Below are 24,966 nucleotides of genomic sequence, written 5' to 3'. Positions count from 1 at the left end.
TCACTCGCTGCTTACAATCAAGTTTAATTCCGCTTGCACCGAGGGATAAATCTTTATCTTGATCTTAAATTCCCCCAGATGCTTAATCGCTTCCCCTACCTCTATCTTTTTTTTATCTACTTCTACGCCGAATTTTTCATGCAGCCCATCGGCGATCTCTTTGGCCGTTACGGCACCAAAAAGTTTGTCTTTGCCGCCGGTTTTTACCTTTATCTCCAAAGACTGTCCATCGAGCTTTTGTTTTAATTCCTCGGCACTTTCTTTTTCTTGGTTTTTTTTCTTTTCTTGCCGCAGGTTTTGCTCCTGGATTTCTTTTAAGCGAGTTTTATTAGCTTCCTCAGCCAAACCCTTCGGCAATAAATAGTTGCGGGCGTAGCCATCCGAGACCTCCAAAATCTGCCCGCGTGTGCCTAGTTTTTTAACATCCTGGGTGAGAATAATTTTCATCTATGTCCCCTCCTTCTTTTGACGTAGCTTTCTATAGTCTAATAATGAATCAAACAGCCCCATAAGACCAATGAAAATAATGGCTGATACGGAAAAGAAAAGACAGACTATAATCAGCAAAGCTAGCAGCCAGCCCCGATATTGGGGCCGCATATGCTGCAGTTGGTAAACTAGATATGACAAGCCATAGTAGACTGTGACCGGTACAACAATAACTAATATATTAGCCCCGATATAATACAATAACTGCATTTGTTCCCGCCCTAAAAGCCAGCATGCCAAACCGGCAATGACCACCCAGGCCAATTGCCAGGGCATAATCTCCTCGCTGAAAGGATGTTTGTCAAGAACCTGTAGCTTTCTTCTGCGGGCCAGTAATGAACTTAATAAGATGATTAAGTAAACACCCAAGATAGCCTGCAGATAGAAAAAGGCCGGCAGATAATTAAGCAGTGTCTCGGCCAGATTTGCAAACGCAGTCTCAATTTCATCCCGGCTGATTCCCCGGTTCTCGTAAAACTCAAATATCCCTGATTTTTCCGACATATCTATACTTTCCTGCATACCGCTTTTGATTCTAGCTTGTAATTCGTCAAAACCCCCTTCTCCCAGCTGCAGGTAAGTCACTCCTAAAAAAAGGCCGACGCTTAAAATCATTACCAGCATGCCTTTACCAAGTATTTCATAATATGATTTTCGCATGGATAACAATATCGCCATCAGGAGAGAGGGTATGCCGTAAAACACCAGGGCGTAAAGCAGATTGGCAGCTCCAGAGAGCATATAGATAAGAACCAGGTTTAGGGCAAACACCAAAATCAACTTATTCCGGTTAAGGTAATAACCGCCCAAAACCAGACTGATTCCCCAGAAAATTCCCCCGATAAAAACCAAGGCAGGCAAACCAGCCATAGCCAGACAGGCCAACGAAGACAAAACAGCTATATTTACGACTGCCGGCAATGTATCACCTCTTTTTGTTGTCTTTCTTATCCAGGTATTTCTGCAAATCCGAAAGATCCCCGTACCATTGTTCTATTTCATGGGCATCATTGATGCTGGTGTTTATTTTATGTCTAATCCGCATATCAATAGCCTGAAAGCTGATCCCGACCCTTTTGCCCAGGATATAACAAACGATTATGATGGTAGCCAGTGCATCACTGGTGGCATCATTGCCAGCCTTCAACAATGATTTTAATAAAGCCCCCACTGATTCGACCAACTCAGCTTTAAGCCATTCTATCACCTTGAGGTTGGTGGCAATATCTAAATCTTTATTTTTATTCCGTATGTTCAAATCCTGACACCTCCACATTTGTTTTTTCTTCACGTGGAGTAAAAGTCCTGCTTGAACGCATTAAAACGGTGATACATGATCTCATAATATAAAAATAAGCCCTCCTGGCTTAAGAGGGCTTATTAAATACTACTCTTGAGTGTACGGCATCAATGCCATAATCCGGGCTCTTTTAACGGCGACCGTCAACTGGCGCTGATGTACGGCACAATTCCCGGTAATTCTGCGGGGCAGGATTTTGCCTCTTTCTGTAACATACCGGCGCAATTTAGCTAAATCTTTGTAGTCTATCGTTTCTATTTTATCAGCACAGAAATTACACTGACGTCTTTTTTTGCGTTTATCCTTTTTCAAGCCTCAAACCTCCTATACTATAGAGATTTAAAAGGGGATCTCGTCTTCCTCGGGTTTATCAATCATATCAATGTCTTCCAAACGGACTTCCCTGCCCAGATCTTCCCATTCGGTACTTTCTTTGCGGCCAGCCGCCTGACTAGAACCACCGCTACCAGAACTTGTCCCGGCTTTGTCCAGGAATTTAAGCTCGTCAGCTACCACTTCGGTCACTTTGCGTTTTTGCCCTTCCTGGGTTTCATAGGTGCGTATCTGCAAGCGACCTTCCACCATGGTCAAACGACCTTTACTGCCGTAGTTGGCACAGAATTCGGCCGATTGCCTCCAGGCTACCACATCTATAAAATCAGTTTCTTCACGGTTGTATTTGCGGTTAACCGCCAGAGTGAAACTAGCTACTGCTGTGCCGTTGGGTGTATATCTTAGTTCTGGGTCGCGTGTCAGCCGCCCAATAATAATAACCCGATTATACATTTTTTGACCCCCCAACCATCAGACCTATTTTTCATCTTTGCGAATAATGATATGGCGTAACAGATAGTCAGATATCTTGATAACCCGATCGAGTTCTGCAACTGTTTCAGGTTTTCCCTTGAAGTTCCACAAGACATAGATACCCTCAGCATAGTCTTCTATCCTATACGCCATGCGCTTTCTGCCCCAACCCGGCACTTCGTTGACGAATTCACCGCCAAAATCTTCAATGATCTTTAAAAGTCTGGCTTTGATTTCAGCTATAGTTTCGTCATCCAGGTCAGGCTTGATGATATACATCAGTTCATAATCACGCATTCAAACACCTCCTCCCTCTGGACTAACGGCCCCGAATATACTCCGGGGCAGGGATTTCCATAGAATTATACCAGTATTGAAGCCGAGATGCAAGCACACCCCAAGGGACACAAGGACACCGGAGAACCGTCCGAGACCACTGGAAAAGTCCATTCAGCGGGTCTCGAACCGTCCCCTTGTGTCCTTGTATCCCTTGTTGCGTTTTAGAGTTTTCCCTTGATTAAAAGGGTGTTTAGTTCGCTGACGGGTTTTTCTATGATATAGGTTTCATTATAAAGCGCTTTTAAAATAGCTACCTGCTGTTTTTCCTGATTATGCTTAAACCCAATAATGCAGTATCTTTCGTCCCTCCGGGACGACTTTAATACTACCAGATCACCGGTAGAGAACTGTTTTTCCACGGGCTGCAAGGTCATGATATCGCCCCCTGCTCATACTAATACTATTACAGTATATGTGTAAGGTCATCGGTATGTGCACGGGAACGCGCTTTTGGTGGTTAGTCTTCCGGAGGAGCCGGGGCCGGGGTGATGACCCGGGTCATCTTTTTTTCAAATTCGCTGCGGGGCAGCATCACCATCCGGCCACAGCCTTGGCATTTTATCTTAATGTCCGCACCCATGCGTATCACTTCCCAGTTGAAACTGCCACAGGGATGCTGCTTTTTCATACGCACTATATCACCCAGGTAAAATGCTTTTCTCTCCATCCAACTCCCCCTAACTTCTCGAGCGCTTTTTTAGGCAAAAATAAACTGCTGGTATTAAATGCGTACTTAGCGCATAATTCGCATGGGGGCGAATTTTTCCGCCACAACCTTGCCAATTTGATGAGCCGGAGAGCCTTTTAAGGCCATATTTTTTAGAAAAACTTCCTCTTGGTCTTCTGGGACTGCTATCAGAAGTCCCCCAGCCGTTTCCGGGCAAAATAATAAATCGCGAAGATTTTCGTCAAGTTCCTGTTCATAGCGAACTTTGTCCTGCAGGTATTCACGATTGCTGTACGCCCCTGCCGGAATCAATCCATAACCAGCGTATTCCCTGACCCCGGCTAAAAGTGGCACTTTTTCCGCATATACCTCCACCTGCACGTCACTGGCAGTGGCTATTTCAAACAGATGTCCCAATAAACCAAAGCCGGTTACGTCTGTGGCTGATTTTATGCCTGATGATTGCATAACCTCGGCTCCTGCCTTATTAAGGGTAGTCATCCATTTTACCGCCTCATCCAGATGCTCCGGGACAGCCATCTCGGCTTTAACAGCCGTAGCCACTACTCCATTGCCGATGGGTTTGGTAAGATAGATGTTGTCCCCGGGTCGGGCCTGACTATTGCTGATAATGTTCTGCGGATGAACCAGTCCGGATACGGCCAGACCATATTTGGGTTCGTTATCGTCCACCGTGTGCCCGCCTACCAGCAAAGCACCGGCTTCCTTGATCTTACTTAATCCTCCCGCCAGTATGTCCCTTAATACGCCCATATCTTCACACTGCGGAAAACACACCACGTTCATGGCCGTCAGCGGCTGCCCCCCCATGGCATAGACGTCATTAATGGCATTGGCCGCCGCTATTTGCCCGAATATATAGGGATCATCCACCATCGGAGTGAAAAAATCCAAGGTCTGAATTAGGGCTAAATCTTCCCTCAGCATGTAAATACCGGCATCATCGCGGGTATGAATGCCCACCAGCAAAGCCGGATCTTCCGGCAAAATCAATCCATGTAAAATATCTTCCAAGGTCCCCGGACCTATCTTGGCAGCTCAGCCGGCCGCCCGCACCATTTCAGTCAGCCTCTTTTCAGTCCTCATTTTCTCACCTCCCGGTTTTTTTTATTGTTATCTATTTGAAATCCTGCATAAAGGCTTTGTAGCCCTTGTAGGACATATATACATCGGCCTTGCTGGAAACTTCAAAAGGGGAATGCATGCCCAACAATGCCACCCCGCAGTCAAGGACTTCCATTCCGTAGCGGGCCATATATTGGGCCACGGTGCCGCCCCCGCCGATATCGACTTTGCCTAATTCGCCCACCTGCCAAACCACCCCGGCATCGTCAAAAAGATTTCTAATCCGGGCTAGAAATTCGGGATTGGCATCATTGGAATCGTATTTGCCCCGTGAACCGGTGTACTTAGTTAAGACTACCCCTCGGTTTAGGAAACTGCAATTCATTTTTTCAAATACATCCGGATAGTTCGGATCAACCGCGGCATTTACATCAGCCGACAATGCCGATGAGCCTGCCAGTGCCTGGCGCAGACTGTAATAATCTGTGTAGCCTGCCTTGTGCATGAGTTCGGCCAGAATATTTTCTATTATCAAGGACTGTAAGCCGGTATTGCCGGTGCTGCCGATTTCTTCTTTGTCGACAAAAAGGCAGAGCGCTGTTTTTTGCGGTTTTTTTATCTCCAGGGCAGCCATCAAAGAAGCATAAGCACTGACCCGATCATCCTGCCCATACGCGCCTATCATACTGCGATCCAGTCCAATTTCACGAGCTGCATAAGCAGGGACAAATTGCAGTTCGGCACTGGTAAAGTCATCTTCCTCAATATCGTATTGTTGCCGCAAAATATCCAAAACCAAGGCCTTTACTGCCTCATCATCTTTATCGTTTAATGGCCGGCTGCCCGCCAGGGCATTTAAGCCTTCTCCGCTGACTGCTTCAGACATTTTTTTCTCCATCTGGTCTTTAGCCAGATGGGGCAGGAGATCCGCAATGGTAAATACCGGATCCTCAGCTTTTTCTCCTATTTCAACCTGGATTAAGGAATCGTCTTTTTTGGCGACCACCCCATGCAAGGCCAATGGAATGGAAAGCCACTGATACTTTTTAATCCCCCCGTAATAATGGGTCTTAAGCAGGGCTAATCCATCGGCCTCATAGGCCGGCCGTGGCTTTAGATCCAAACGCGGTGAATCGATGTGGGAAGCTACTAGATTGACCCCCTGAATAAGGGGATCACTGCCAATTATCACCAGAGATGCCACCTTGGACTTGTGCTCTATCAATATCTTATCCCCGGCTTTAATATTTTTTAGCTCCCGCAGCGGCTTAAATCCCTTTTCGCGAGCCAGCTCACTAATATACATTACGGCTTCTCTTTCGGTTTTAATGCGGCTTAAAAAGTCTATATAGCCTTCATTAAAGGAATTACAGCTTTTAATGTCTCCATCAGTCATTTTGCTCCAGCAATCATCTGGTTTTTTGTTTTTTTTCAGTTTCATTGTTTTAGCCCCTTCCATTGGATTTTTCCTAAAAGTCATCTGTTCTGTATCTCTTATCTAATCTTCCTAGGCGCCGCTTAATCTATGCACCTGGCTTCAACAGGGTTTCCAACCCGGCAAAAATATCCATAATATAAGGCAATAGATAGGATTGATCCAGCCAGATTTTGGTGTTAACAAACCCGGATAATCCAATTTTGGCACCGCTTTGTACAAAAGGATATAATATACCCAGCAGCACAGCAATAATCAGCAGATCTTTCAATACCAATAGCAGCAGTCCAGCCAGGCGGTTGATCTTGCCGAGTAATCCCTGCCGCCAGGGTGACTCCATAAGTTTCCATATAATACGCAACCCTTTACTGATTATAATGTATAAAAGTATAAAAGAAACTACCACTACAACCAGTTCGGCGAAATAATCCAGCTGTGCCTGTATTATTGGCAAAGATTTCAGCGAGGGCAGCAAATCCGGCGATTTTAAATCTCCCCAACTCGGCTGGGGGAATTTATCCGCTACCGCCTGGGCCAGCATGGTTTTAAGGCCAAACTGTTTTTCCAGGTAACCAGCCAGATCATGTCGGAAAAAAAACGCCGCGCACAATGCGACCAGGGTGCTGGCAAACCTTACCAACACGGATAGGAAGCCGCGATTATAACCCTTTAGGGCGCTGATCCCCAGAAGAGCCAGAAGCATATAGTCAAAAGCGTTCATGGTTATCGGTTCACCTCCAGCTTTGACAACGGAGCAGACCGAAAAAGCTTGGCTCTGAGTATGCCGGTACTGCAACCGCCAGCCTGGCATATGGCTGATATTTATTAGATTACCATACTTCCAGGTTCAGCTGTCAAACTATCCGCGCTATCAAGCCGGAGGTAATTGCCGGTATAGGTTTTAATTTTTTGAAAATCCGCGTTCCGCAATTTTATTAGTTTATGATACACTGATAACGTTGTAAATAACGTCCGTAAATGACTTTATTAATAAGCAGGCGACAAAAAAACGTTCCTATAGGGAACGTTTAAAGTGGGAGAAAAGAGGTACCCTCAGTGTTTGAAAACCTTACAGTTCTAAACAACTACGTCCAACAATTTGGCCACTGGGCACCATTGGTACTATTTATATTATTTGTGATCCAAGCGGCTCTGCCGGTTTTTCCCTACATTATATTGGCAGCCGCCGGCGGTATGTTGTTTGGTTTTAAACTGGGTTTTTTCCTGGCCTGGTTCGGAGCTCTGTGCGGAGCCTGCCTGGCCTTCTGGATCTGTCGGCTGCTGGGTTATAATCCTTTGGCAAAATGGCTTGACAACCGTTATGGATATAATATCGACAATCACAACCCCACCGTAGCTTTTTGGAGTATTATGATATCGCGGTTGATTCCGTTTGTGCCAACCCCCTTAATTAATGTGGCGGCAGCCCTGGGCGGCGTATCTTTTTTCGTTTTTGTAACCTCCTCGGCTATCGGCAAGCTACCTACAGCCATCCTCTATACAGGGTTGGGGCTGGCGCTGTTTAATGCCCAGGATATTAACACCATACTTTTAATCATGGCCGCCACCATACTATTTCTGCTGGGGTTGCGCTTCTTAGCCCACAGGCTGTCCCTAAAGGGCCACGCCGAAGAACACCAGGAAATGTAAGCCGCCCCTCACCGGGAAAAACCAAGCCGATATAATCTGCTGCTACTCATGCCAGAAAGTTGGCAGCAACATCACCAGCAGCGGATATATTTCCAAACGTCCAATCAGCATTTCAAAAGATAATACATACTTACCCAATGCCGGTACCATGGCAAAATTTGAGGTGGGACCGACCTGCCCAAAACCGGGTCCTATATTGCCCATACAGGTGACCGAAGCCGTCAGACCGCTTAAGAAATCCATCCCCAGCCAGCACATTACTACCGTGCCGACAACAACCACTAAAATATATAGAAAGAAGAACTGGAATACATTAATAATCAGATTGTCATTTAATACCCTGCCCCTAAAACGTTGGGGCATAATGGCTTGGGGGTGGATCATTTTGCGTAATTCAATGACAGTCCGTTGCATTATAATCAGGTAGCGGCCAGGTTTTATGCCGCCACCGGTAGAACCGGCACAGCCGCCCACAAACATCATCAAGAGCAATATAATCCCCGCCTGGGACGGCCATAGATTGTAATCTGTGGTCGCAAAGCCGGTACTGGTAACTATTGAAACCACCTGGAAACAGCCTATCCGGATGCTTTCTTCAAAACCCTTTAGAAAGCCGCCGTCATCTCCCAGGTTAATCGCGATAAGCAAGGTAGCCACAACAACGATGGCAGTATATAGCCGAAATTCACTGTCTTTCGTATACGTGGTCAGGCGGCGCTTTTTATAGGTGATGTAATGCAGACCGAAGTTTGTTCCACCGATAAACATAAATATGATAATTGCCCATTGAATAAAAGGGCTGCTGTAAAAAGCGATACTGGAATTTTTAGTAGAAAAACCACCCGTGGACAGGGTGGTAAATGTATGGCAAAGGGCATCAAAAAAATTCATCCCCAGTGCCCACAATGTCAACAGACAAGCTAAACTCAATACCGCATAGGTTTTCCAAAGGGTTTTGGCCGTCTCCCGAATGCGCGGACTGATCTTGTCGGATACCGGCCCTGGCACTTCAGCCTTGAAGAGCTGATTGGCCCTTACTCCAATATTGGAGATTATCGCCACAAAAAGGGCTATGATGCCGATACCTCCCAGCCACTGGGTCAGGCTGCGCCAAAACAACAGCCCTTTGGGCAGTGCTTCTACATCGGTTATTACACTGGCCCCGGTAGTCGTAAACCCCGACATCGATTCAAACCAGGCATCGGCAAAAGTCGGCAGGTAGCCAGTCAGCATGTAAGGCAAGGCTCCAAAAATCGAGGCCAACAGCCAACCTAGGGTCACCACTGCAAAGCCTTCCTTATAGTTAAGGCTATCCTGATTTTTAAAAGCGTAAACCAGGATAAGCCCGACAGCAATAGTAATCCCTGCAGACAGAATAATTCCCCCGGTAATATTTTCCCTATAGGACAGTGTCCAGATTAGACAGGTCAACATGGATATGCCTATTATTACGGTCATACGGCCCAGATTGGAAAGTAAGACCCTTAAACGAATCACTTATCTCCCGCCCCCATTTAAAAAAAGTTGCTCCGTCCTGCGAATATGTTTCGGCAAGGAGAATACCATGAGACGATCATGGGGGTTAATTTTAAAATTACCATCCGGGATTATCACCTGATCTTCCCTCACTACGGCCCCTATAACGGAACCCATCGGTAATCTGACATATTTTAAGGCTTTGCCGACTGCCTTGGCTCCCGGCTGGGCCAGCAGTTCCAGCATTTCCGCCCGGTCTTCGCCAAACAGGGTGACCGATATAATGTTTCCGGCCCGCATATATTTTAAGATAGCTCCGGCCGTAATCAGGCGCGGGCTTAGTATGGCATCGATACCTATCTGGTTTACCAGAGGCATCACATCGGTACGCTTCATCTGGCAAACCGTTTTTTTGGCCCCAAGGTTGCGGGCGATCAAGGCACACAAAAGATTGATCTTATCATCATCGGTTACTGCCACAAAAATGTCTGAGCTGGAGACATTTTCCGACTCCAGCAACTGGTAATCACTGCCATCGCCGTGGATTACCAAAGTATGATCAAGCTTTTCGGAGATCATCCGGGCTCTAAACAGATCTTTTTCTATTATCTTAATCTGGATAGGTGGTCTGATATGCTCCAGCATCTGAGCCAGATAGCAGCCGGTTCGCCCACCGCCCAAAATCGTTACGTTATCCACCTTGCGGGATTGAAACCCCAGAATCTTTTTTACTTCCCTCATTTCCAGGGTCTGAGCCATTACATTAATATGGTCGCCCAACTGAAAAACATCCTCACCGCTGGGCACCAGCATTTTATGTTTGCGGGCTATGGATACAATGTTGTAAGGAACTGAACTGTCCAGGTCTTTGATCCTTTTTCCCAGCAAAGGAGATCCCTCTTTTAGTTCCAGTTCGATCATCTGTACCTTGCCATCCGCAAAATAATCAACACTTAAAGCTTCGGGATTGCGCACGATCCGAAATATCTCCTGGGCCGTAACCCGTTCAGGATTAATGATCAGGTCGATGCCCATAATCTCGTTCAGGGCAAAATCTCTGACTTCCAGGTATTCAGGATTGCGCACCCGGGCTACGGTCGACTTTACCCCATACTTTTTAGCCAACAGACAGGCCACCATATTCAGCTCATCGTACTCGGTAACCGCCAAAAAAAGATCCGCGCTACGCACCCCGGCATACTCCAGCACCGAAGTAGATGAGCCGCTGCCATACACCACCTGCACATCCAAGGATTCCTCGACTATCCGCTGTCTTTCCCGAGATTGCTCAATCACCACTACATCATGATTTTCGCTGGATAAAAGCTCCGCCATGCTAAAACCAACTTTACCAGCACCGATAATAATTGCCTTCATTTTCTAACCACCTAATATAAAAATTGTTTTTAAATTGAGCAACCCCACCTGCAGATCTGGTCTGATTAAGGTCTGCCAATAGTTTGTTTCATACTGATTATATATATAATTTTTTTTTTTTCAATCAGCTTTTCTGCAGCGCCTATATACCCGTTTGTAATTATATCTTTTTCGTAGCATAATAGGAAATAACCTTAAGGCTTAGTTAACAAGGAGGGGTTATTAAATGATCGTTATCACAGCCATTTTTAAATCCAAACCCGGCCAGGAAAAAGAACTGGAAGAAGTCCTAAAGACTATTATACCCAAGGTGCAGGAAGAAGAAGGAACGGTAAGATATACGCTCCACCGCGCTAAAGGCGACCCCGGGCAATTCATGTTCTATGAAATGTATAAGGACAAAGCGGCCCTGGATTATCACGGCTCCACTCCCTATTTTAAAGAATTCTCCGCCCAAATTGCCGGTCTCCTGGAAGCCAAACCTCAGATTACCATTTATGAGGAAATCGCCTCCATCTAACAAAATACATATCATATATAAGATACCCCCGGAAAAAATGTTTTCCGGGGGTATCTTGCAGTAATCAACGAGCAAAATAGTTGATTTTACAAAATATTCTGGCCTACCTAAATTTCAGAGCAGCCACGGGGACGGTTCTCGCGGCTGGCTTCCCTTGGCAGGCTTGGTGGGTGGTATCGGGGTATCTAAAACAGCTCTTCAAAGCGATTGGTCTTAATTTGCATAGCATTTTCCCTGCCACCACCGACAGATATACGATAAGCCTTCTCGTGCTTTTTCCGCCATTACTATTCCTCCCCCCGGCCACTCCTTACGACCCAAATATTCATAACCAGCCACGAGAACCGCCGTCCCCGTGGCTGGTTATGATTGGTGGTTTCTATTTGTCAACTCCGTTATCAGCTTTTACTTTATCAATTGCTTTTCTTAACTCGTTGGTTGGTGCGCTTGCTCTCAGGAAACCGTCTCCTTTGGCTTCTCTTACAGCCTGCAGCACCGCCGCTTGGGCATCACCTTCGCCTAATGCGTTAAAGTCACCTACTAGCCCCTGCATTTCTTCTTTCTTCGCGCTTATAGTTGAACTACTACCATGGTTTTCATGCTTGGCATTGGTAAACGCAGTTAATAGAATTTGAACGAATTTAATATCTTTAGGTTCTCCGTTGGTGTTTACCAAGTTCATTGATTGCTGGGTGGCAAGTCTGACCGTGACAATGCTGTCAAACAACTCCTTAACATTTTTAATAGTGTATCCACCATCAGGCTTGTTGTTGGAAATGTCTATCATTACAGCCGTTTGTCTTCCACCTTGTTGACCTGTTTTATCGTCTAAGGTGTTAAAGTCTGTAAGGTCAAGACCTAATGCGCCTGCATTATCTTTTAGCACTTGGATGTCGGCAAATGTTCCTGTTATACCGTTAAAGGCTTCTAATGCTTCTGTTTTTGCCCCTTCTTCTACCTCGGTCAATGCTGCTGCCAGTTTGTCAGTGGTAGCCTGAGATCTGGGATAGATTCTGCCATCGAACACTATCTGCAATACCGCTACTTTACTATCATCCGTATCCAGAGCATTATATCTGTTTACCAGATCCTGCAGTGTAGCTTTCTTGGTCTCAACCGGTATGCCTGAATGCTTCCCGTATGTTACTTTTCCAAATTGTTCTAGCAAGATGGTCACATAAGAGATGCCGTCAAGGGCTTCAATATTTTTGGCATTGTTTACTTTATCCATGGACGCCTGTGTTACTAATCTTGTGGCTACCATTTCATTAAAGTACGTCTTTAAGGTAGCCGGGTCGTAACCGTCATTCGGTTTGTTATCATACAAATCCTTAAATACTGCTGTCTTGCGGTTGTACTCTGCTGTCTGCAGTTTCGCATAATCGCTGTCTTGTCCAATAGCCATGCCCAAGGTAGCTAAGTAGCCTTCTAGGGCTCCAGGTGCATTGGCGTAGACATAATTATCCGACGTTAGGTAAGAATTCACTGCTGCCAGGGCCGCCGGGTCAACTACGGCTTTAAACGCCACTGCTTGATTAATAATGGTGTTATCGGTTGCACCATATTGGCCGGTAACGTCTACCAACTTCAAGGTTACGTCACCGTCAAAGACCGATGTAGCTACGACATAGACATCGGTTACTGCATCGGTAATGGGGAAACCTGACTCCGGCCCCCAGCCGACTACGTTGATGTCCCACCATTTATTGGCTGTATCCTTGGCCCATAGCTGCAGGTTTTTTGCACCTACCGCCGCTACTCGCACATTGCCGCCATAAGCCTTGTCTTGTTGGTTATCTACCACGATGCTCAGCTTAATGGAATTCATTCCGGAAAAGCTATCATCCGTCGGGTTTGTCAAGGCGTCTTTGACAACATACTCCGTAGCCAAGCCCTCAATATTAAACTTGTAGGTATGGTACTGTTGGGTAGCTTGGGGTACATCCAATGTTTTTGTCATTTCAGGAGTTACATTGTACATATCACCAAACTGATTACCTGCAACGTCCTTGATGACAAAATAGAAGGTTATTTTTCCATTAGCTTTTTCCCTTACAAGTGCACTCATTTGTTGGCCAAAATTCATTATCCATGTGCCATTTTTAAATGTTGAACTTGCTCCAGTCGTTTCGTCTTTTACGTCTTCTGTGCCTACTGTAAATTCCGGTACGCCTTGACTATCTAAGCTATGGTCTACTTCCAGGCTTGCTAATTGACCGTTGTCAGTTGCCGTTACTGTTAATACTAGGTTGCCATCTTTATCATTGGTTAATGTTACTTCGCCAAGCTTTGGTGCTTCGGTATCTGGTGCTGTCCAACCCAGTGTCGCCTTATACATTACATTCCCACTGGTTACTACGAAGAAGTCATAATTTCCTGTTGCTTTGGCTTTGTTAAACCACAGGTTTGCATCGGTATTTGCTTCTAACTCTTCCCATTTGCCTTCTGAATCTTTGCTGGCAATTAGTTTAACTTCGCCTTCTTTAAGGGATATAGGATTTGTTCCGTCCATCAGTTTGTATTCTACATAGGTTTTTCCTTCATGCTGGCCTTCTCCGCCGGTTGCTTGCCAGGTGGCGTTCTTGATTGCCACGTTCCAATTTAAGGTTGCATTGTATACTTTGTCATCTTTGGTCTTAACTTCATAGGAGCGTACACCGTTTGCTGCTTCTACGTTAAACCACAGGGTGGCATCGGTATTAGCGGTTAGATTTGTCCATTCTCCATTTTCGCCGAATTTTACTTTGATATAGCCTTCGCTGCCAATGTTGTCTGCGGCTAAGGATACATCTGCGCCTTCAGCAGTCAGTTTGTACTCTGCAAAAATCTTGCCTGCTGCTTCTCCTGCTGTATCAGGAGCTATGCCTACATTATTGGTTGATACAAAGGTGGCTTCTATTGCTGGGTCTGGTATTACTGGTGCAGCTTCTAAGGTCGTTCCTGTAGTGTCTACTGTAAATTCTTGAGTTGAGCTGCCATTCCAAACTACTGTTGCTGTGAATACTTTGTTAGCTTCTGTTACTAATGGATACCACAAGAAGTAGTTATCGCCATCTTTGATATCTTTCCAATCGTAAGTTGTTGCTCCGATTGTTACTTTAACTGCATCGGTATTGAAATCTGCAGGTGCATTAATCCTTACGCCTACACGATTTCCTGCTTCGTTTCTACCTACACTTGGATCTGCGTCATACCATTTGATTTCCCCTGCGGTAAATTTAATTGTGTCGCCTTCAACATTAAATGTTAAGTCTCCGCCTGTGCTATCACCACGGGTGATGGTTCCGGATACCTCTGGGTCTGGGACTACCGGCACTGTATATTCCAATGTGGTCTTATACATTGCACCATCTTTGTCTACTATAAAGTAGGTGAAGGTTCCGCTTACATCTTTTTTGATCCACAGTGTTTCGTCTGTGTTAAGTTCGTGGCTCTTCCATTTGTCGTCAGTTTTGCTGGCAAATAGTTTAGCCTCGCCTACTTTAAGGGATATAGGATTTGTTCCATCCATCAGTTTGTATTCTACATAGGTATCGCTGGTGCCGGGTCTGGTTCCTTCCCGACCAGTTGATTCCCAGGTGGCGGTCTTGGGTACAGACCATTTCAAGGTTGCTGCGTAGGTTTTTCCGGCTATGGTTTCTACGGTGTATTTGTAGTCACCGGCGGCTTTTTCTACGTTAAACCACAGCAGCGGGTCGTTATCATTTCCTACGGTTAAGTTTTTAGCTTCTGTTGTCCCCGGCTCTAATACTGTCATTTTATTAATGTTGCTGGCTATTAAGTCGATCCTCTTATTGTCTTTGTCTTTTAGCTCATATCCGGCATAAACTCTGTCCGCATGGATGCCGAAACTGTTTACGGCTGAAAAGTCAGCATTATATATGACTTTTTCAGGGTTTTTGCTGAAAGTGGAATCATCTGCTTTGCTGCCGCTGGCTTCATTAATTGTCCCGCCTCCAGTGACAGAGGCCTTGGAATCAAGCACCATTTCGTTGACGGTGCTGCCCGCGGCAAGGTTAATATTAACGTTATTTAGCCCCTCTGGAATATTAAGCTGGCCGATTTGGCTGCCAGCCTGGGTGGTGATATTTACACCTTCGGCTCTGACGGTAACGGTTCCTATACTGCCGCTTAAGATAATTTGCTCGTTTGTGGCACTTGCGGCCAAGGTTATCTGGATGCCCTGGTTATTAACTACCACGATACGCACTCCGCCAGTGGCAGTATTTTCTATAATGACTTCGCTGTATTGTCCGCCATTGATGTGGATACTGTCTTTACCCCCGCCGCGGACGTAGGTCTTGCCTTCAACTTTTATATTGTTCAGGGTGACGTTGCCGTCCCCGACTTCCTGGGCGATAATGAGGTCGCCTTTTATGACCAGATTCTGCAGGGTTACTCCCTTAGCTTTTACGGTAACACTGCCGTTAACGGTTTCAGTTCCAGAAGCCGGGCCATAGGTTCCCGCTTTGTTGATGGAACTGTAATTAGTCCCCGGGGTGCTAGCCCCGCCACCGCCTCCACCGCCGACGCTCGGGGCAGTAATTTTATCCGGCTGTCTGGCAAAGCTGGATTCCTTGGCTTGGCTGCCGCTGGCTTCTTTAATCTTTCCTTCACCTGTGACGGTTACTTTGGAATCCAGAAGCATTTCTTTTACGGTGCTGTCTTTGCCAAGGTCGATGTTAATACCGGTAAGACCGCTTGCAACTCTGAATTCTGTAATGGTGGTGGCACCTTGGGTGGTGATTTTTACATGGTCGGCTTTGACCGTAACGGTTTTGATTTCTCCTTGAAGGATTATTTCCTCGCCTTTAGCATTTTCAGCCAAAGTTACTTTAACACCCTGGGTATCAACAAGCACGATACGCACCTGTCCGCCGGCGGTTTTTTCCACGATAATTTCGCTGTATTGTCCGCCCTTGATGTGGATGCTGTCTGAACCTCCGCCACGGACGTAGGTCTTGCCTTCAACTTTGATGTTATTTAAGGTAACATCGCCGTCTCCGACTTCCTGGGCGATAATGAGGTCGCCTTTTATGACCAGGTTTTGCAGGGTAACACCAGGGGCTTTTACGGTAACATTGCCGTTAACGGTTATAGTTCCGCTTGTCGGCCCGTACTTTCCAGCTTTGTCAAATAGGTTGTAATTCTCTGCAGGAGCCGGAGGAGGCGATTGGGTTTTTAGGCCTGCATAGACTACCACGGCTGCCTGGGCGCGGGTGGCAAAATCCTGCGGAGCAAAACGTCCGTCCGGCATGCCTTTTATAATATTATGGGCATAGGCAGTCGCTGCAGCAGAAAGCGCCCAAGCTGATATTTGGTCTTGGTCGGGCAAATTTACGGCTGCCGCAGACGGTGCAAGTTGGGCTGCTTTAACGATCATTACCGCCATTTGCTCACGGGTAATGGGATCGTCCGGCCCAAACCTGCTGTCGCTGTAACCGCTGACGATACCATTGGCATTGGCTATGGCGATATAGTCTTTAGCCCAATGGGAAGCGGTATCGGTAAAAATTTTCCCGCTGCCTTTCAGATTGTAGGCTTTTACTATTAGGGTGGCAAATTGGGAACGGCTAATTTTCCCTTCCGGATCATAGGTGCCATCTGGATTACCGCTGACTATGCCCGCTTCTGCCATTGCTTCAATCGTGGCCTGGCCCCAATGACCCTGGATATCCTTAAGTTTTGCGGGGTTGGCCCAGGCTGAATCCCCTGGGGTAAAGACCAGCGTAAGCATAAATACAATTGCTACCAGATAGCTCAGGCGCTTCTGGTTGTGAATCAGACTGTACAAGTTAAAACCCTCCTTTTTACAATTCCTTTAGATTAGTGCTATAGGATAAAACTGCTTGTCCGTATTGAGCTATCACCTCCGTTATTGAATGGGGTACGGTTTTCCTGTCCGTCACCTTCCGGGATGCGGGTTGCGATTTGTGTCTTTCTTTTGCATACTCCCGTTTCCATTAATAGGTCAATTGTAATACAAATCCGTTACTATTTGTAGAGTTTTATTGTTATTTTGTCTCATATAGTGACATTTATGTTTACAACTACTGCTTCAGCGGCGCTTATAAGCACGTTTTAGAAAGAATTGGCCTATTTGACTTCATAAACGAGTTCGATATAATTTATAGCTAGTTATAGTGAATCTTATGATAAGGATGTCATAACCATGGAAGTAGACCATCTGGGCAGACGCATTAGGAATCTGCGCAAAGCCTCCAACCTAAGTCAGCAGGATCTCTCTCAGATCCTGGGAGTCTCGCGCTCAGCAATCGCCAGTTATGAAAACGGCTCGCGCTACCCTGATCATGTTACCTTAATCAAAATGGCCAGCTATTTTGAGGTTAGTGTTGATTATTTGCTGGGAGTAAATACAAATAAGAGCGGTAATCAGTATGTAGTGCTGGATGAGATTGCAACAATGCTTAATCAGGCATCTATACACCCCGACGAGAAAAAGCAAGTCTTACAAGAAGTCAACGACTTTTTCAAGTGGAAACTGCATCATGCTCAACATCGCGACAGGAAAGAATAAGAACTGCGTTGGCAGATTTCATTAGTTCCACTTTTCCGCTGGACACATTATCCTGGATAAAACCTACCCATATTTCATTTTCAGTACGCCAAAAACAGCCTAGAACATTTTGATACTGGTCTTCATAGGTAGCTTCCACCTTCTATCTCACCCCCCCGGTAGTCATATCTTACCCCGTGCCTGTGACATTAGTCTGTCACCTAATAAAAAATTATCAGGTTTTTGGTCCCGGGAAAAACTGATTATATATTATTATTACAAATTGCTTGACGCAAACTTAAAATCCGGTAAGCAATATTCAAAATTAACTGTTTCAAGATTATTTTTGACATATGCAGTATTTTCCGTAACTGTTATACTTATCGATAGAAAAATAGGGCGGGCTTCGACCAATAGCCTATTGTTATAATGAAAATGGCTTAGTAAATGTAGACACTGTTTACAAACGCATGGGGAGGAATCTGATTATGAAAAAGGTTCTTGGATTAATAATATCCCATAGAAAACTAGGCAACAGCGAGCTTTTAGTTAAGGAGATCATGGGCAGCATCCCACAGGAATGTAACCGGGAACTAATACGGCTGACTGATCTGAAGATCGAGCCGTGTAAAGCCTGTTATAAGTGCCTGCAGCCTGATAAGATTTGTCCTGTCAAGGATGATTTTAATTTTGTAATTGAAAAAATTAAAGAGGCGGACGCACTTGTTATTGGAGTTCCAGTATATTTTCTGGGACCGCACGGCTATTATAAAATGCTGACTGACCGCTTGGTGGGGGCACAAAATGATACGAAAAGTACACAGGGAAAGCCCTGTGTGATCGTAATGCCTTATGGAAGCAAAGGGTGGGAGGGTTACAGCAAATCTGCCGCTATTGTCATGCCAAAACTGCTAAGAATGAAACTAGTCGACTGCTGGCAGGTGCATGCTACGCTGCCAGGAGAATCTCTGCTAAACCCTGAAAATATCAGCTATGCGCAGACCCTGGGGCGGGACATCTTTACTGGGCGTGAGTATCATCCAGGAACCAGGGAATGTCCCGTCTGTGGATCTGATCTTTTCCGGCTGCTTCCTGCAAAACAGGTAGAGTGCCCGATATGTGGAGCACGGGGCATCATAAAGGAAGATTGTATTCCCGTTTGGACTGACTCGGACTACCACCGCTTTTCAGACCAGATGGATAAGCACTTTAAGAGGTGGTTGCTGGAAATGAAGATGCGTTTTTCCGCTGCAAAAGATCAGTTAAAAGATCTGCAAAAAAGCTATCGAGATCAAAGCTGGTGGATTAAGCCATGAGGATTAATGAAAATATTTCTACAAGTAATTGCTGACATCCTGATATGTTTTTCGTCTAAATAACGACAAAAACCAACTGAGACCTCCGTTTTCCGTTTCGGGGCAACTGTTGGTTTTTTTTATTTAGTATTTGGCGGAAGCGTGTGGGAATCGAACCCACCCACCGCAGGATCACTGCGGCGCAAACTGGATTTGAAGTCCAGGCGACCCACCAGGATCGATCCGCTTCCATAATAAAAAAATGCATGGCTAGCTACATGAGTATATAATTCAGGAAGAAAAATGTCAAATCCGCCTTATAATTAATCCCAAGGTGTGTTTATAATTCCTCCTGGTGGATAATTACTGACTCTACCTCATAGCCTCGATCTTTCAAGGCATCAATTACATCATCACAGTTTAGTTCTTCTATGCGCAAAACCATCCTGTACATGTTTTTCTTGTTGTCAAAATAGAGTACCGTATTAGTTATGCTCTTGCCTTTTTGGGCTACTAATCCGGTGATTTCCGCCATGGCGCCCGGACGGTCGGAGACATAAAAATCTATGCGGGTATGATCTCGTTTGACCCCCAGGATATCGATAAAGGCATCAAAGATGTCTGTTTCGGTTACTAACCCAACCAATTTACCGTTGTCATCGATAACGGGCAGGCCGCTGATCTTGTTTTCGCGCATCAGCTTGGCAGCGGTTTCGATATATTTTTCCGGAGAAATGGTAATCACTTTTTGCTTTTTGGGTATAATGTCCTTAATCTTGGTTTTAGCCAGCAGATAATTTAATTCATGGGTGCTTAGGGTCGTAGCTGAAGAGGGTGCGGCCTGATTCAGATCACTCAAGGTAATAATCCCTATGACTTTTCCTTTGTCAAGAACCGGTAGCCGGCGTATGTTGTGTTCCTTCATTAACGTAGATGCTTCGGTAACGCTGGTGTCCAGTTCTACGGTTATAGGGTTGCCTAACATCCGATTTTTAACCTTCATTTTATACTCCCCCTATCCAATAGTCGTCTTAACGTCTTTACAACCGACCGGGATGCCGGTGGTCAAATATTATAACAGCCACTGATTTTAATCGGTTTTAGAATTGTAGAATTGCTCCTAAAGAAACTGACGGACACTGAAAACTATGAGTTACCCAGAGTAATTATTACTTTTTAGGAGAACACGGAGACATTCCTGTCACGCTTCACTCCTTACCCTTTCTTTTTATCAGCGGCAGCATTCCTCATTTCGGGGTGGTTATAGGCATTTACCCTCCCAGGTAGGCCTTTTTGACTTCTTCACTCTTCATCAGTTGTTGGGCACTGCCTTTAAGGACTATCTCACCGGTCTCAATAACAAAGGCCTGATCAGCGATGGAAAGTGCCATATTGGCGTTTTGCTCGACCAGCAGGATGGTCGTTCCCCGGGCATTTATATCCTTGATGATCTCAAATATTTCTTTAACCAATAGAGGTGCTAATCCCATGGATGGTTCATCCATTAACAACAACTCCGGCCGGGCCATTAGCGCGCGGCCGATGGCCAGCATTTGCTGCTCACCTCCGCTTAAGGTTCCAGCCATCTGCTTGCGCCTCTCCTTAAGGCGGGGAAAACGGACGAAAACGTTTTCCATATCGGCTGCTATTTCTTTTTTGTCTTTACGCAGGTAGGCCCCCATTTCCAGGTTTTCCATCACCGACATGGTCTGAAAAACCCGCCTGCCTTCCGGCACCTGAGAAATACCCAGGCTGACTATTTTTTCCGGGGCAGTTTTGCTGATATCTTTTCCTTTATAAACTACCGTACCGTTTTTGGGCCGCAGTATCCCGGAGATGGTTTTAAGCGTGGTGGTCTTGCCGGCTCCGTTGGCGCCTATGAGCGTTACGATCGTTCCTTCTTCTACGGCAAGGGACATTTTCTTTAGGGCATGGATGGCACCATAATATACATCGATTTCGTTTATTGTCAGCATTTTTAAACCTCCTCTCCCAGATAGGCTTCGATCACTTTTTTGTCATTTCTGATCTTTTCGGGCAGCCCTTCAGCTATAATTTGTCCGTAATCTAACACATAAATTCGTTCGCATACCCCCATAACCAGGGACATATCATGTTCAATCAGCAGGATGGAGAGCTTAAATCTCTCCCGGATCGAGGCGATTAAATTCATTAAATCATGGGTTTCCTGGGGGTTCATGCCAGCGGCAGGCTCGTCCAAAATCAATAAACTCGGGCTGGTTGCCAGGGCGCGCGCTATTTCCAATCTCCGTTGCTCCCCGTAAGGCAGATTGGAGGCAATTTCATCTTTCTTGTTGTCCAGGTTAAATATTTTAAGATACTCCAGGGCTTTATCCTCAATTTTTTTCTCTCCCCGAAAAAACCTGGGGGTGCGACATATGGCTCCCATAAGACTATAGGGAACATCTTTGTGCAGGGCAATTTTAACGTTATCCAAAACGGTTAGATCATTAAACAAACGGATGTTTTGAAAGGTTCTGGCGATGCCCTTTTTACAAATCGTATAAGGTGGCAGCCCAGCGATATCCTGACCGTTAAAGAAAATCCTGCCCTCATCTGGCTTGTATACTCCGGTGATTAAATTAAACACGGTCGTTTTACCGGCTCCATTCGGCCCAATCAAACCGACCAGTTCTTCTTTCTCAATGTCAAAATTAAAATTCAATACTGCGGTCAGACCCCCGAAAGACTTATGCAGATTCTTTATTTCCATGAGGCTCATTTTTTATCACCCCAAACCCTGCCAAATGTTTTAGTGGTCAGTTCTTTGTTGCCCATCAAGCCCTGGGGACGATATATCATAATAACTATCAATATAAAAGCATACAATATCATGCGGATCGCCGCCCACTTTTGTAAAGCTGCCGTCAAAAGGGTGATGAATATGGCCGCAATAACCGCTCCGGTTGTGCTGCCCAGCCCTCCCAGCACGACCATGACCAAAATGTCAAATGATTTCATGAAGTTAAATGTTCCCGGCTTAATAATATAAAAATAGTGGGCATACATGGCACCGGCCAAACCGGCAAACATAGCTCCTATGACAAAAGCCAGCACCTTATAGTATGTTGTGTTAATACCCATCAGTTCAGAGGCTATCTCGTCTTCACGTACGGATATGATGGCTCTGCCGTAACTTGAATTGATCAGGTTTACAATAACTACCACCGTAAGCACGGTAGCCGCAAACAACCAAGGCCAGGTCGTCAACTGGGTTATGCCCAGGATTCCAGCCGGGCCGCCGACGTAATCTATATTTTGCAAAACCACCCGGATAATCTCGCCAAAACCCAGGGTAGCAATTGCCAGATAATCGCCTTTTAATCTTAAGGTAGGTACACCAATTATAAATCCGGCCAGACCAGCCATCAAGCACGCCATTAGTATGCCCAATATAAAAGGCTGTCCTAACATATTGGTCATAACCACGGACGTATAAGCTCCCACCGCCATAAAGCCGGCATGCCCCAAGGATAACTGCCCGGTAAAACCATTGATCAGACTCAGGCTAACCGCCAGCATAATATTAATACACATGGAACTAAGATTAATCTGGTGGTATGAATTTAAAAGGCCGTTGCTGATCCCATACTGAATCAACATAAAAATTCCGGTTAACACCAGCACTTCGAATACAAATTTTCTCCAGTTCCAGTTTTTTATTATTGTCTGCATGTCTGTCACCTACACTTTTTCGCCGGTATTTTTGCCAAACAATCCGGAAGGCTTGATCAACAGAATTAATATCAAAACGCCAAAGGCAACTGCATCACGGTAAAGACTGCTGCCATAGCCGCTAACCATCGTTTCCAGCATACCCATAACGAAACCGCCCACCATGGCTCCGGGAATAATGCCAATTCCGCCGAGTACGGCGGCCACAAAGGCCTTTAATCCGGGAATGATTCCCATTAGGGGGTTAATCGTATTATAGTAGATGCCTATTAGTACTCCGGCCGCAGCAGCCAGCGCAGAGCCGATGGCAAAGGTAATGGATATGGTTTTATCAACGCTAATACCCATCAAAACGGCGGCTTCCTGATCTATCGAAACAGCCCGCATGGCTTTGCCAGTGCGCGTTCTTTTTATGATATATTGGAGGATAATCATGAGTATGATTGCCGACCCGAAGACAAACATGTCTTTGTTGGAAATTACCAGTCCGGCAATATGATAATTGTGCAGGGAAAAGGTTTCTGCCGGGAAAACCCTTTGATTGGGAGTAAAAAAGTATACCATGACATATTCCAGGAATAATGATACGCCGATAGCAGTTATCAGGGCAGCTATGCGGGTAGACTGCCGCAAAGGTTTATAGGCCACTTTTTCTATCGCGACCCCGAGCAGGGCACAGAACGCCATGGCCGCCAGCAGGGCGACAAATATATTTACTCCCAGCATGGTCACAGAAAAAAACCCTACAAAAGCTCCCACCATCATTATATCCCCATGGGCAAAGTTGATTAGTTTTATTATGCCGTAAACCATAGTATAGCCAAGAGCTATCAGGGCATAGATCGCTCCTAAAGATAACCCGTTAACTATTTGTTGCATAAATTCAAGCAAGCTCGCCACTTCCTTACTGCTGCTTAGGATATGATCTAAGGAAAAAGTCCGCACTTTAAGTGCGCCAAGGCCATTTTAGTTTATGCCATTTTTTTCCTTAACAAAGAGAGGGTTACCCCTCTCTTCGGAAAAGGATGGAATGTTTATCTGGATATTAGTTTTCCATCTTTGTATTCAATTACGACTATTTTTTTGATCGGGTTATGTTGAGCGTTGATGCTCATAGTACCGGTAATGCCTTTAAAATCCTTCATATTGGCCAATGCCTCTTTGATTTTTACCGGGTCGGCATCACCGGCATTTTCGATAGCCTTAGCCAGCAGTTTGGCTGAATCATAACCCAAGGCAGCAAATGAATCCGGCAATTTGTTATATTTGTCCTGGTAGGCTTTTACAAAGGCTTGAATTGTCGGATCCGGGTCTTCCACGGAATAATGGTTGGTGAAATATGTGTTGTTAAGTGCATCTGCGCCGGCTACTTTGACCATGTCGGGTGAATCCCAGCCATCGCCGCCGCCGATAGGCACAGTGATACCCAGGTCACGAGCCTATTTGATCAATACGGATACTTCGGTATAGTATCCGGGTACATATATGAAATCAGGGTTTTTGCCTTTTATCTTGGTCAGAGCGGCTTTAAATTCTTTATCACCATTGACAAAACCTTCTTTGGCAACGATGGTTCCGCCTTTTTCTGTGAAGCTCTTTTCAAAATATTTGGCCAATCCTTTGGCATATTCATCGGAAGTGCTGCCAAAAATGGCGGCATTTTTAACCTTTAATTCATCGATGGCAAATTCAGCCATACGGTTGCTCTGGTCAGAATCCAGGTAACACACCCTGAAGATATAATCTTTTACCTTGCCGGTTTTTTCATCCACTGTAACATTAATAGCGGTAGCCGCCGGAGCAATCAGGGGTACATTTTTGCTGAGCATCATGGGGGTACTGCCAGCTACGTTGCCGCTCGTCAGTGGTCCAATCTGAGCCACTATTTTGGAATCATCAATCAGGGATGCACTGAGGTTCATGGCTTCATCTGCTTTGGATTGACAATCTCTTTTCAGAGGCTGTAACTGTTTGCCTAAAACACCGCCGTCTTTGTTGATTTCCTCCATTGCCAGCAGGGCGCCGTTGGCCGCATTAGAACCATAACTAGCCACATCGCCGGAGAGTTCAACATTGATGCCCACGGGAATCTTATCCCCGGTTGGGGAAGCCCCGCCATTTTTGTCGCCGGTTTTGGCGCCGCCGCAGCCAGCTACGATGGTTAGCATGAACATCATTATCAGGATACCAACCAGTCTTTTGTTTGCCCTCTTCTTCATCCGATTATTCCTCCTTTTTTTTTATTGCACAGTCTTTACTGACTATGTTATAAACTTAAAACCAAAAGCCTTACTGGCCCTGATAATATATTA

At 45.4% G+C, this 24,966-nt stretch carries 23 protein-coding genes, 1 tRNA gene and 1 pseudogene; 4 read left to right on the top strand and 21 right to left on the bottom strand.

Annotated elements, in window-relative coordinates; genetic code table 11:
• From rplI to AAV90_RS00685, 11 genes are all read right to left on the bottom strand, one after another.
• Positions 1-447: a 50S ribosomal protein L9 gene (gene rplI, locus AAV90_RS00735; protein ID WP_046494767.1), complete on the bottom strand. Its 447-nt coding sequence runs from the start codon at positions 445-447 to the stop codon at positions 1-3.
• Positions 448-1,410: a DUF2232 domain-containing protein gene (locus AAV90_RS00730; protein ID WP_046494766.1), complete on the bottom strand. Its 963-nt coding sequence runs from the start codon at positions 1,408-1,410 to the stop codon at positions 448-450.
• 4 nt (positions 1,411-1,414) lie between these two features.
• On the bottom strand, positions 1,415-1,747 hold the full coding sequence (locus AAV90_RS00725; RefSeq protein WP_242847451.1) for a MazG-like family protein: 333 nt from the start codon (positions 1,745-1,747) through the stop codon (positions 1,415-1,417).
• 129 nt (positions 1,748-1,876) lie between these two features.
• Positions 1,877-2,101 carry a 30S ribosomal protein S18 gene (rpsR, locus tag AAV90_RS00720; protein ID WP_046494764.1) on the bottom strand — a complete coding sequence of 75 codons (225 nt, stop codon included), beginning with the start codon at positions 2,099-2,101 and terminating at the stop codon, positions 1,877-1,879.
• Positions 2,102-2,128: 27 nt separating this feature from the next.
• Positions 2,129-2,575 (bottom strand): single-stranded DNA-binding protein, encoded by a 447-nt coding sequence (locus AAV90_RS00715; protein WP_046494763.1) that lies wholly within the window; start codon positions 2,573-2,575, stop codon positions 2,129-2,131.
• A 24-nt stretch (positions 2,576-2,599) separates the two neighbouring features.
• Positions 2,600-2,893 carry a 30S ribosomal protein S6 gene (rpsF, locus tag AAV90_RS00710; protein ID WP_046494761.1) on the bottom strand — a complete coding sequence of 98 codons (294 nt, stop codon included), beginning with the start codon at positions 2,891-2,893 and terminating at the stop codon, positions 2,600-2,602.
• A gap of 203 nt (positions 2,894-3,096) precedes the next feature.
• On the bottom strand, positions 3,097-3,309 hold the full coding sequence (locus AAV90_RS00705; RefSeq protein ID WP_046494759.1) for a hypothetical protein: 213 nt from the start codon (positions 3,307-3,309) through the stop codon (positions 3,097-3,099).
• An 83-nt stretch (positions 3,310-3,392) separates the two neighbouring features.
• Entirely contained in the window at positions 3,393-3,602 is a 210-nt protein-coding gene (locus tag AAV90_RS00700) for a DUF951 domain-containing protein (protein WP_046494757.1), read from the bottom strand.
• Positions 3,603-3,668: 66 nt separating this feature from the next.
• Complete coding sequence (gene selD, locus AAV90_RS00695; RefSeq protein ID WP_084691424.1) at positions 3,669-4,709, bottom strand: selenide, water dikinase SelD; 1,041 nt, start codon at positions 4,707-4,709, stop codon at positions 3,669-3,671.
• Between the two features lie 31 nt (positions 4,710-4,740).
• Positions 4,741-6,129 carry an aminopeptidase gene (locus tag AAV90_RS00690; RefSeq protein WP_198142787.1) on the bottom strand — a complete coding sequence of 463 codons (1,389 nt, stop codon included), beginning with the start codon at positions 6,127-6,129 and terminating at the stop codon, positions 4,741-4,743.
• A gap of 82 nt (positions 6,130-6,211) precedes the next feature.
• Positions 6,212-6,934 (bottom strand): CvpA family protein, encoded by a 723-nt coding sequence (locus AAV90_RS00685; protein ID WP_084691423.1) that lies wholly within the window; start codon positions 6,932-6,934, stop codon positions 6,212-6,214.
• A gap of 245 nt (positions 6,935-7,179) precedes the next feature.
• Here AAV90_RS00685 and AAV90_RS00680 point away from each other — a divergent pair, with 245 nt between their 5' ends.
• Complete coding sequence (locus AAV90_RS00680; RefSeq protein ID WP_046494751.1) at positions 7,180-7,773, top strand: TVP38/TMEM64 family protein; 594 nt, start codon at positions 7,180-7,182, stop codon at positions 7,771-7,773.
• Between the two features lie 42 nt (positions 7,774-7,815).
• On the opposite strand, the gene AAV90_RS00675 is transcribed toward AAV90_RS00680, so the two are convergent.
• Both AAV90_RS00675 and trkA read right to left on the bottom strand, forming a co-directional pair.
• The gene (locus tag AAV90_RS00675) at positions 7,816-9,270 is read right to left on the bottom strand and encodes a TrkH family potassium uptake protein (RefSeq protein ID WP_052729504.1); all 1,455 of its coding nucleotides are present in this window, start codon (positions 9,268-9,270) and stop codon (positions 7,816-7,818) included.
• Positions 9,271-10,626, bottom strand: a complete 1,356-nt coding sequence (trkA, locus tag AAV90_RS00670; RefSeq protein ID WP_046494749.1) for a Trk system potassium transporter TrkA — start codon at positions 10,624-10,626, stop codon at positions 9,271-9,273. It abuts the gene before it with no gap.
• 226 nt (positions 10,627-10,852) lie between these two features.
• Here trkA and AAV90_RS00665 point away from each other — a divergent pair, with 226 nt between their 5' ends.
• A complete protein-coding gene (locus tag AAV90_RS00665) occupies positions 10,853-11,146 on the top strand; it encodes a putative quinol monooxygenase (RefSeq protein ID WP_046494747.1) in 294 nt (97 codons plus the stop codon).
• A 379-nt stretch (positions 11,147-11,525) separates the two neighbouring features.
• On the opposite strand, the gene AAV90_RS00660 is transcribed toward AAV90_RS00665, so the two are convergent.
• Positions 11,526-16,940: an S-layer homology domain-containing protein gene (locus AAV90_RS00660; RefSeq protein WP_046494746.1), complete on the bottom strand. Its 5,415-nt coding sequence runs from the start codon at positions 16,938-16,940 to the stop codon at positions 11,526-11,528.
• A 378-nt stretch (positions 16,941-17,318) separates the two neighbouring features.
• Between AAV90_RS00660 and AAV90_RS13870 the strand changes: the two genes are divergently transcribed.
• Complete coding sequence (locus AAV90_RS13870; protein WP_052729503.1) at positions 17,319-17,684, top strand: helix-turn-helix domain-containing protein; 366 nt, start codon at positions 17,319-17,321, stop codon at positions 17,682-17,684.
• 467 nt (positions 17,685-18,151) lie between these two features.
• Positions 18,152-18,979 (top strand): NAD(P)H-dependent oxidoreductase, encoded by an 828-nt coding sequence (locus AAV90_RS00650; RefSeq protein ID WP_046494744.1) that lies wholly within the window; start codon positions 18,152-18,154, stop codon positions 18,977-18,979.
• 131 nt (positions 18,980-19,110) lie between these two features.
• Here AAV90_RS00650 and AAV90_RS14755 read toward each other — a convergent pair.
• The 7 genes and pseudogenes from AAV90_RS14755 to AAV90_RS00620 form a co-directional block, all read right to left on the bottom strand.
• Positions 19,111-19,209, bottom strand: a tRNA-Sec gene (locus AAV90_RS14755).
• Between the two features lie 89 nt (positions 19,210-19,298).
• On the bottom strand, positions 19,299-19,961 hold the full coding sequence (locus tag AAV90_RS00645) for a CBS and ACT domain-containing protein (RefSeq protein ID WP_046494742.1): 663 nt from the start codon (positions 19,959-19,961) through the stop codon (positions 19,299-19,301).
• A 268-nt stretch (positions 19,962-20,229) separates the two neighbouring features.
• Positions 20,230-20,934 (bottom strand): ABC transporter ATP-binding protein, encoded by a 705-nt coding sequence (locus tag AAV90_RS00640; protein WP_046494741.1) that lies wholly within the window; start codon positions 20,932-20,934, stop codon positions 20,230-20,232.
• Between the two features lie 2 nt (positions 20,935-20,936).
• Entirely contained in the window at positions 20,937-21,701 is a 765-nt protein-coding gene (locus AAV90_RS00635; protein ID WP_046494740.1) for an ABC transporter ATP-binding protein, read from the bottom strand.
• Positions 21,698-22,654: a branched-chain amino acid ABC transporter permease gene (locus AAV90_RS00630; RefSeq protein WP_046494738.1), complete on the bottom strand. Its 957-nt coding sequence runs from the start codon at positions 22,652-22,654 to the stop codon at positions 21,698-21,700. Before AAV90_RS00630 ends, AAV90_RS00635 begins: the two co-directional genes overlap by 4 nt.
• Positions 22,655-22,663: 9 nt before the next feature.
• On the bottom strand, positions 22,664-23,545 hold the full coding sequence (locus AAV90_RS00625) for a branched-chain amino acid ABC transporter permease (RefSeq protein ID WP_157609452.1): 882 nt from the start codon (positions 23,543-23,545) through the stop codon (positions 22,664-22,666).
• Positions 23,546-23,688: 143 nt separating this feature from the next.
• A pseudogene (locus AAV90_RS00620) lies at positions 23,689-24,822 on the bottom strand (ABC transporter substrate-binding protein).
• Positions 24,823-24,966 lie beyond the last annotated feature (144 nt).

Origin of the sequence: Syntrophomonas zehnderi OL-4, from assembly GCF_000983115.1 — a bacterium.
GTDB lineage: Bacteria > Bacillota > Syntrophomonadia > Syntrophomonadales > Syntrophomonadaceae > Syntrophomonas_B > Syntrophomonas_B zehnderi.
This window is presented reverse-complemented; position numbering and strand designations above follow the sequence as displayed.

Bases quoted from the DNA above. Each gene is read 5' to 3' on its own strand.
- rplI (WP_046494767.1), bottom strand. From the start codon at position 447: ATGAAAATTATTCTCACCCAGGATGTTAAAAAACTAGGCACACGCGGG.
- AAV90_RS00715 (WP_046494763.1), bottom strand. From the start codon at position 2,575: ATGTATAATCGGGTTATTATTATTGGGCGGCTGACACGCGACCCAGAA.
- rpsF (WP_046494761.1), bottom strand. From the start codon at position 2,893: ATGCGTGATTATGAACTGATGTATATCATCAAGCCTGACCTGGATGAC.
- AAV90_RS00705 (WP_046494759.1), bottom strand. From the start codon at position 3,309: ATGACCTTGCAGCCCGTGGAAAAACAGTTCTCTACCGGTGATCTGGTA.
- AAV90_RS00700 (WP_046494757.1), bottom strand. From the start codon at position 3,602: ATGGAGAGAAAAGCATTTTACCTGGGTGATATAGTGCGTATGAAAAAG.
- AAV90_RS00690 (WP_198142787.1), bottom strand. From the start codon at position 6,129: ATGAAACTGAAAAAAAACAAAAAACCAGATGATTGCTGGAGCAAAATG.
- AAV90_RS00685 (WP_084691423.1), bottom strand. From the start codon at position 6,934: ATGCCAGGCTGGCGGTTGCAGTACCGGCATACTCAGAGCCAAGCTTTT.
- trkA (WP_046494749.1), bottom strand. From the start codon at position 10,626: ATGAAGGCAATTATTATCGGTGCTGGTAAAGTTGGTTTTAGCATGGCG.
- AAV90_RS00665 (WP_046494747.1), top strand. From the start codon at position 10,853: ATGATCGTTATCACAGCCATTTTTAAATCCAAACCCGGCCAGGAAAAA.
- AAV90_RS13870 (WP_052729503.1), top strand. From the start codon at position 17,319: ATGGAAGTAGACCATCTGGGCAGACGCATTAGGAATCTGCGCAAAGCC.
- AAV90_RS00650 (WP_046494744.1), top strand. From the start codon at position 18,152: ATGAAAAAGGTTCTTGGATTAATAATATCCCATAGAAAACTAGGCAAC.
- AAV90_RS00645 (WP_046494742.1), bottom strand. From the start codon at position 19,961: ATGAAGGTTAAAAATCGGATGTTAGGCAACCCTATAACCGTAGAACTG.
- AAV90_RS00640 (WP_046494741.1), bottom strand. From the start codon at position 20,934: ATGCTGACAATAAACGAAATCGATGTATATTATGGTGCCATCCATGCC.
- AAV90_RS00635 (WP_046494740.1), bottom strand. From the start codon at position 21,701: ATGAGCCTCATGGAAATAAAGAATCTGCATAAGTCTTTCGGGGGTCTG.
- AAV90_RS00630 (WP_046494738.1), bottom strand. From the start codon at position 22,654: ATGCAGACAATAATAAAAAACTGGAACTGGAGAAAATTTGTATTCGAA.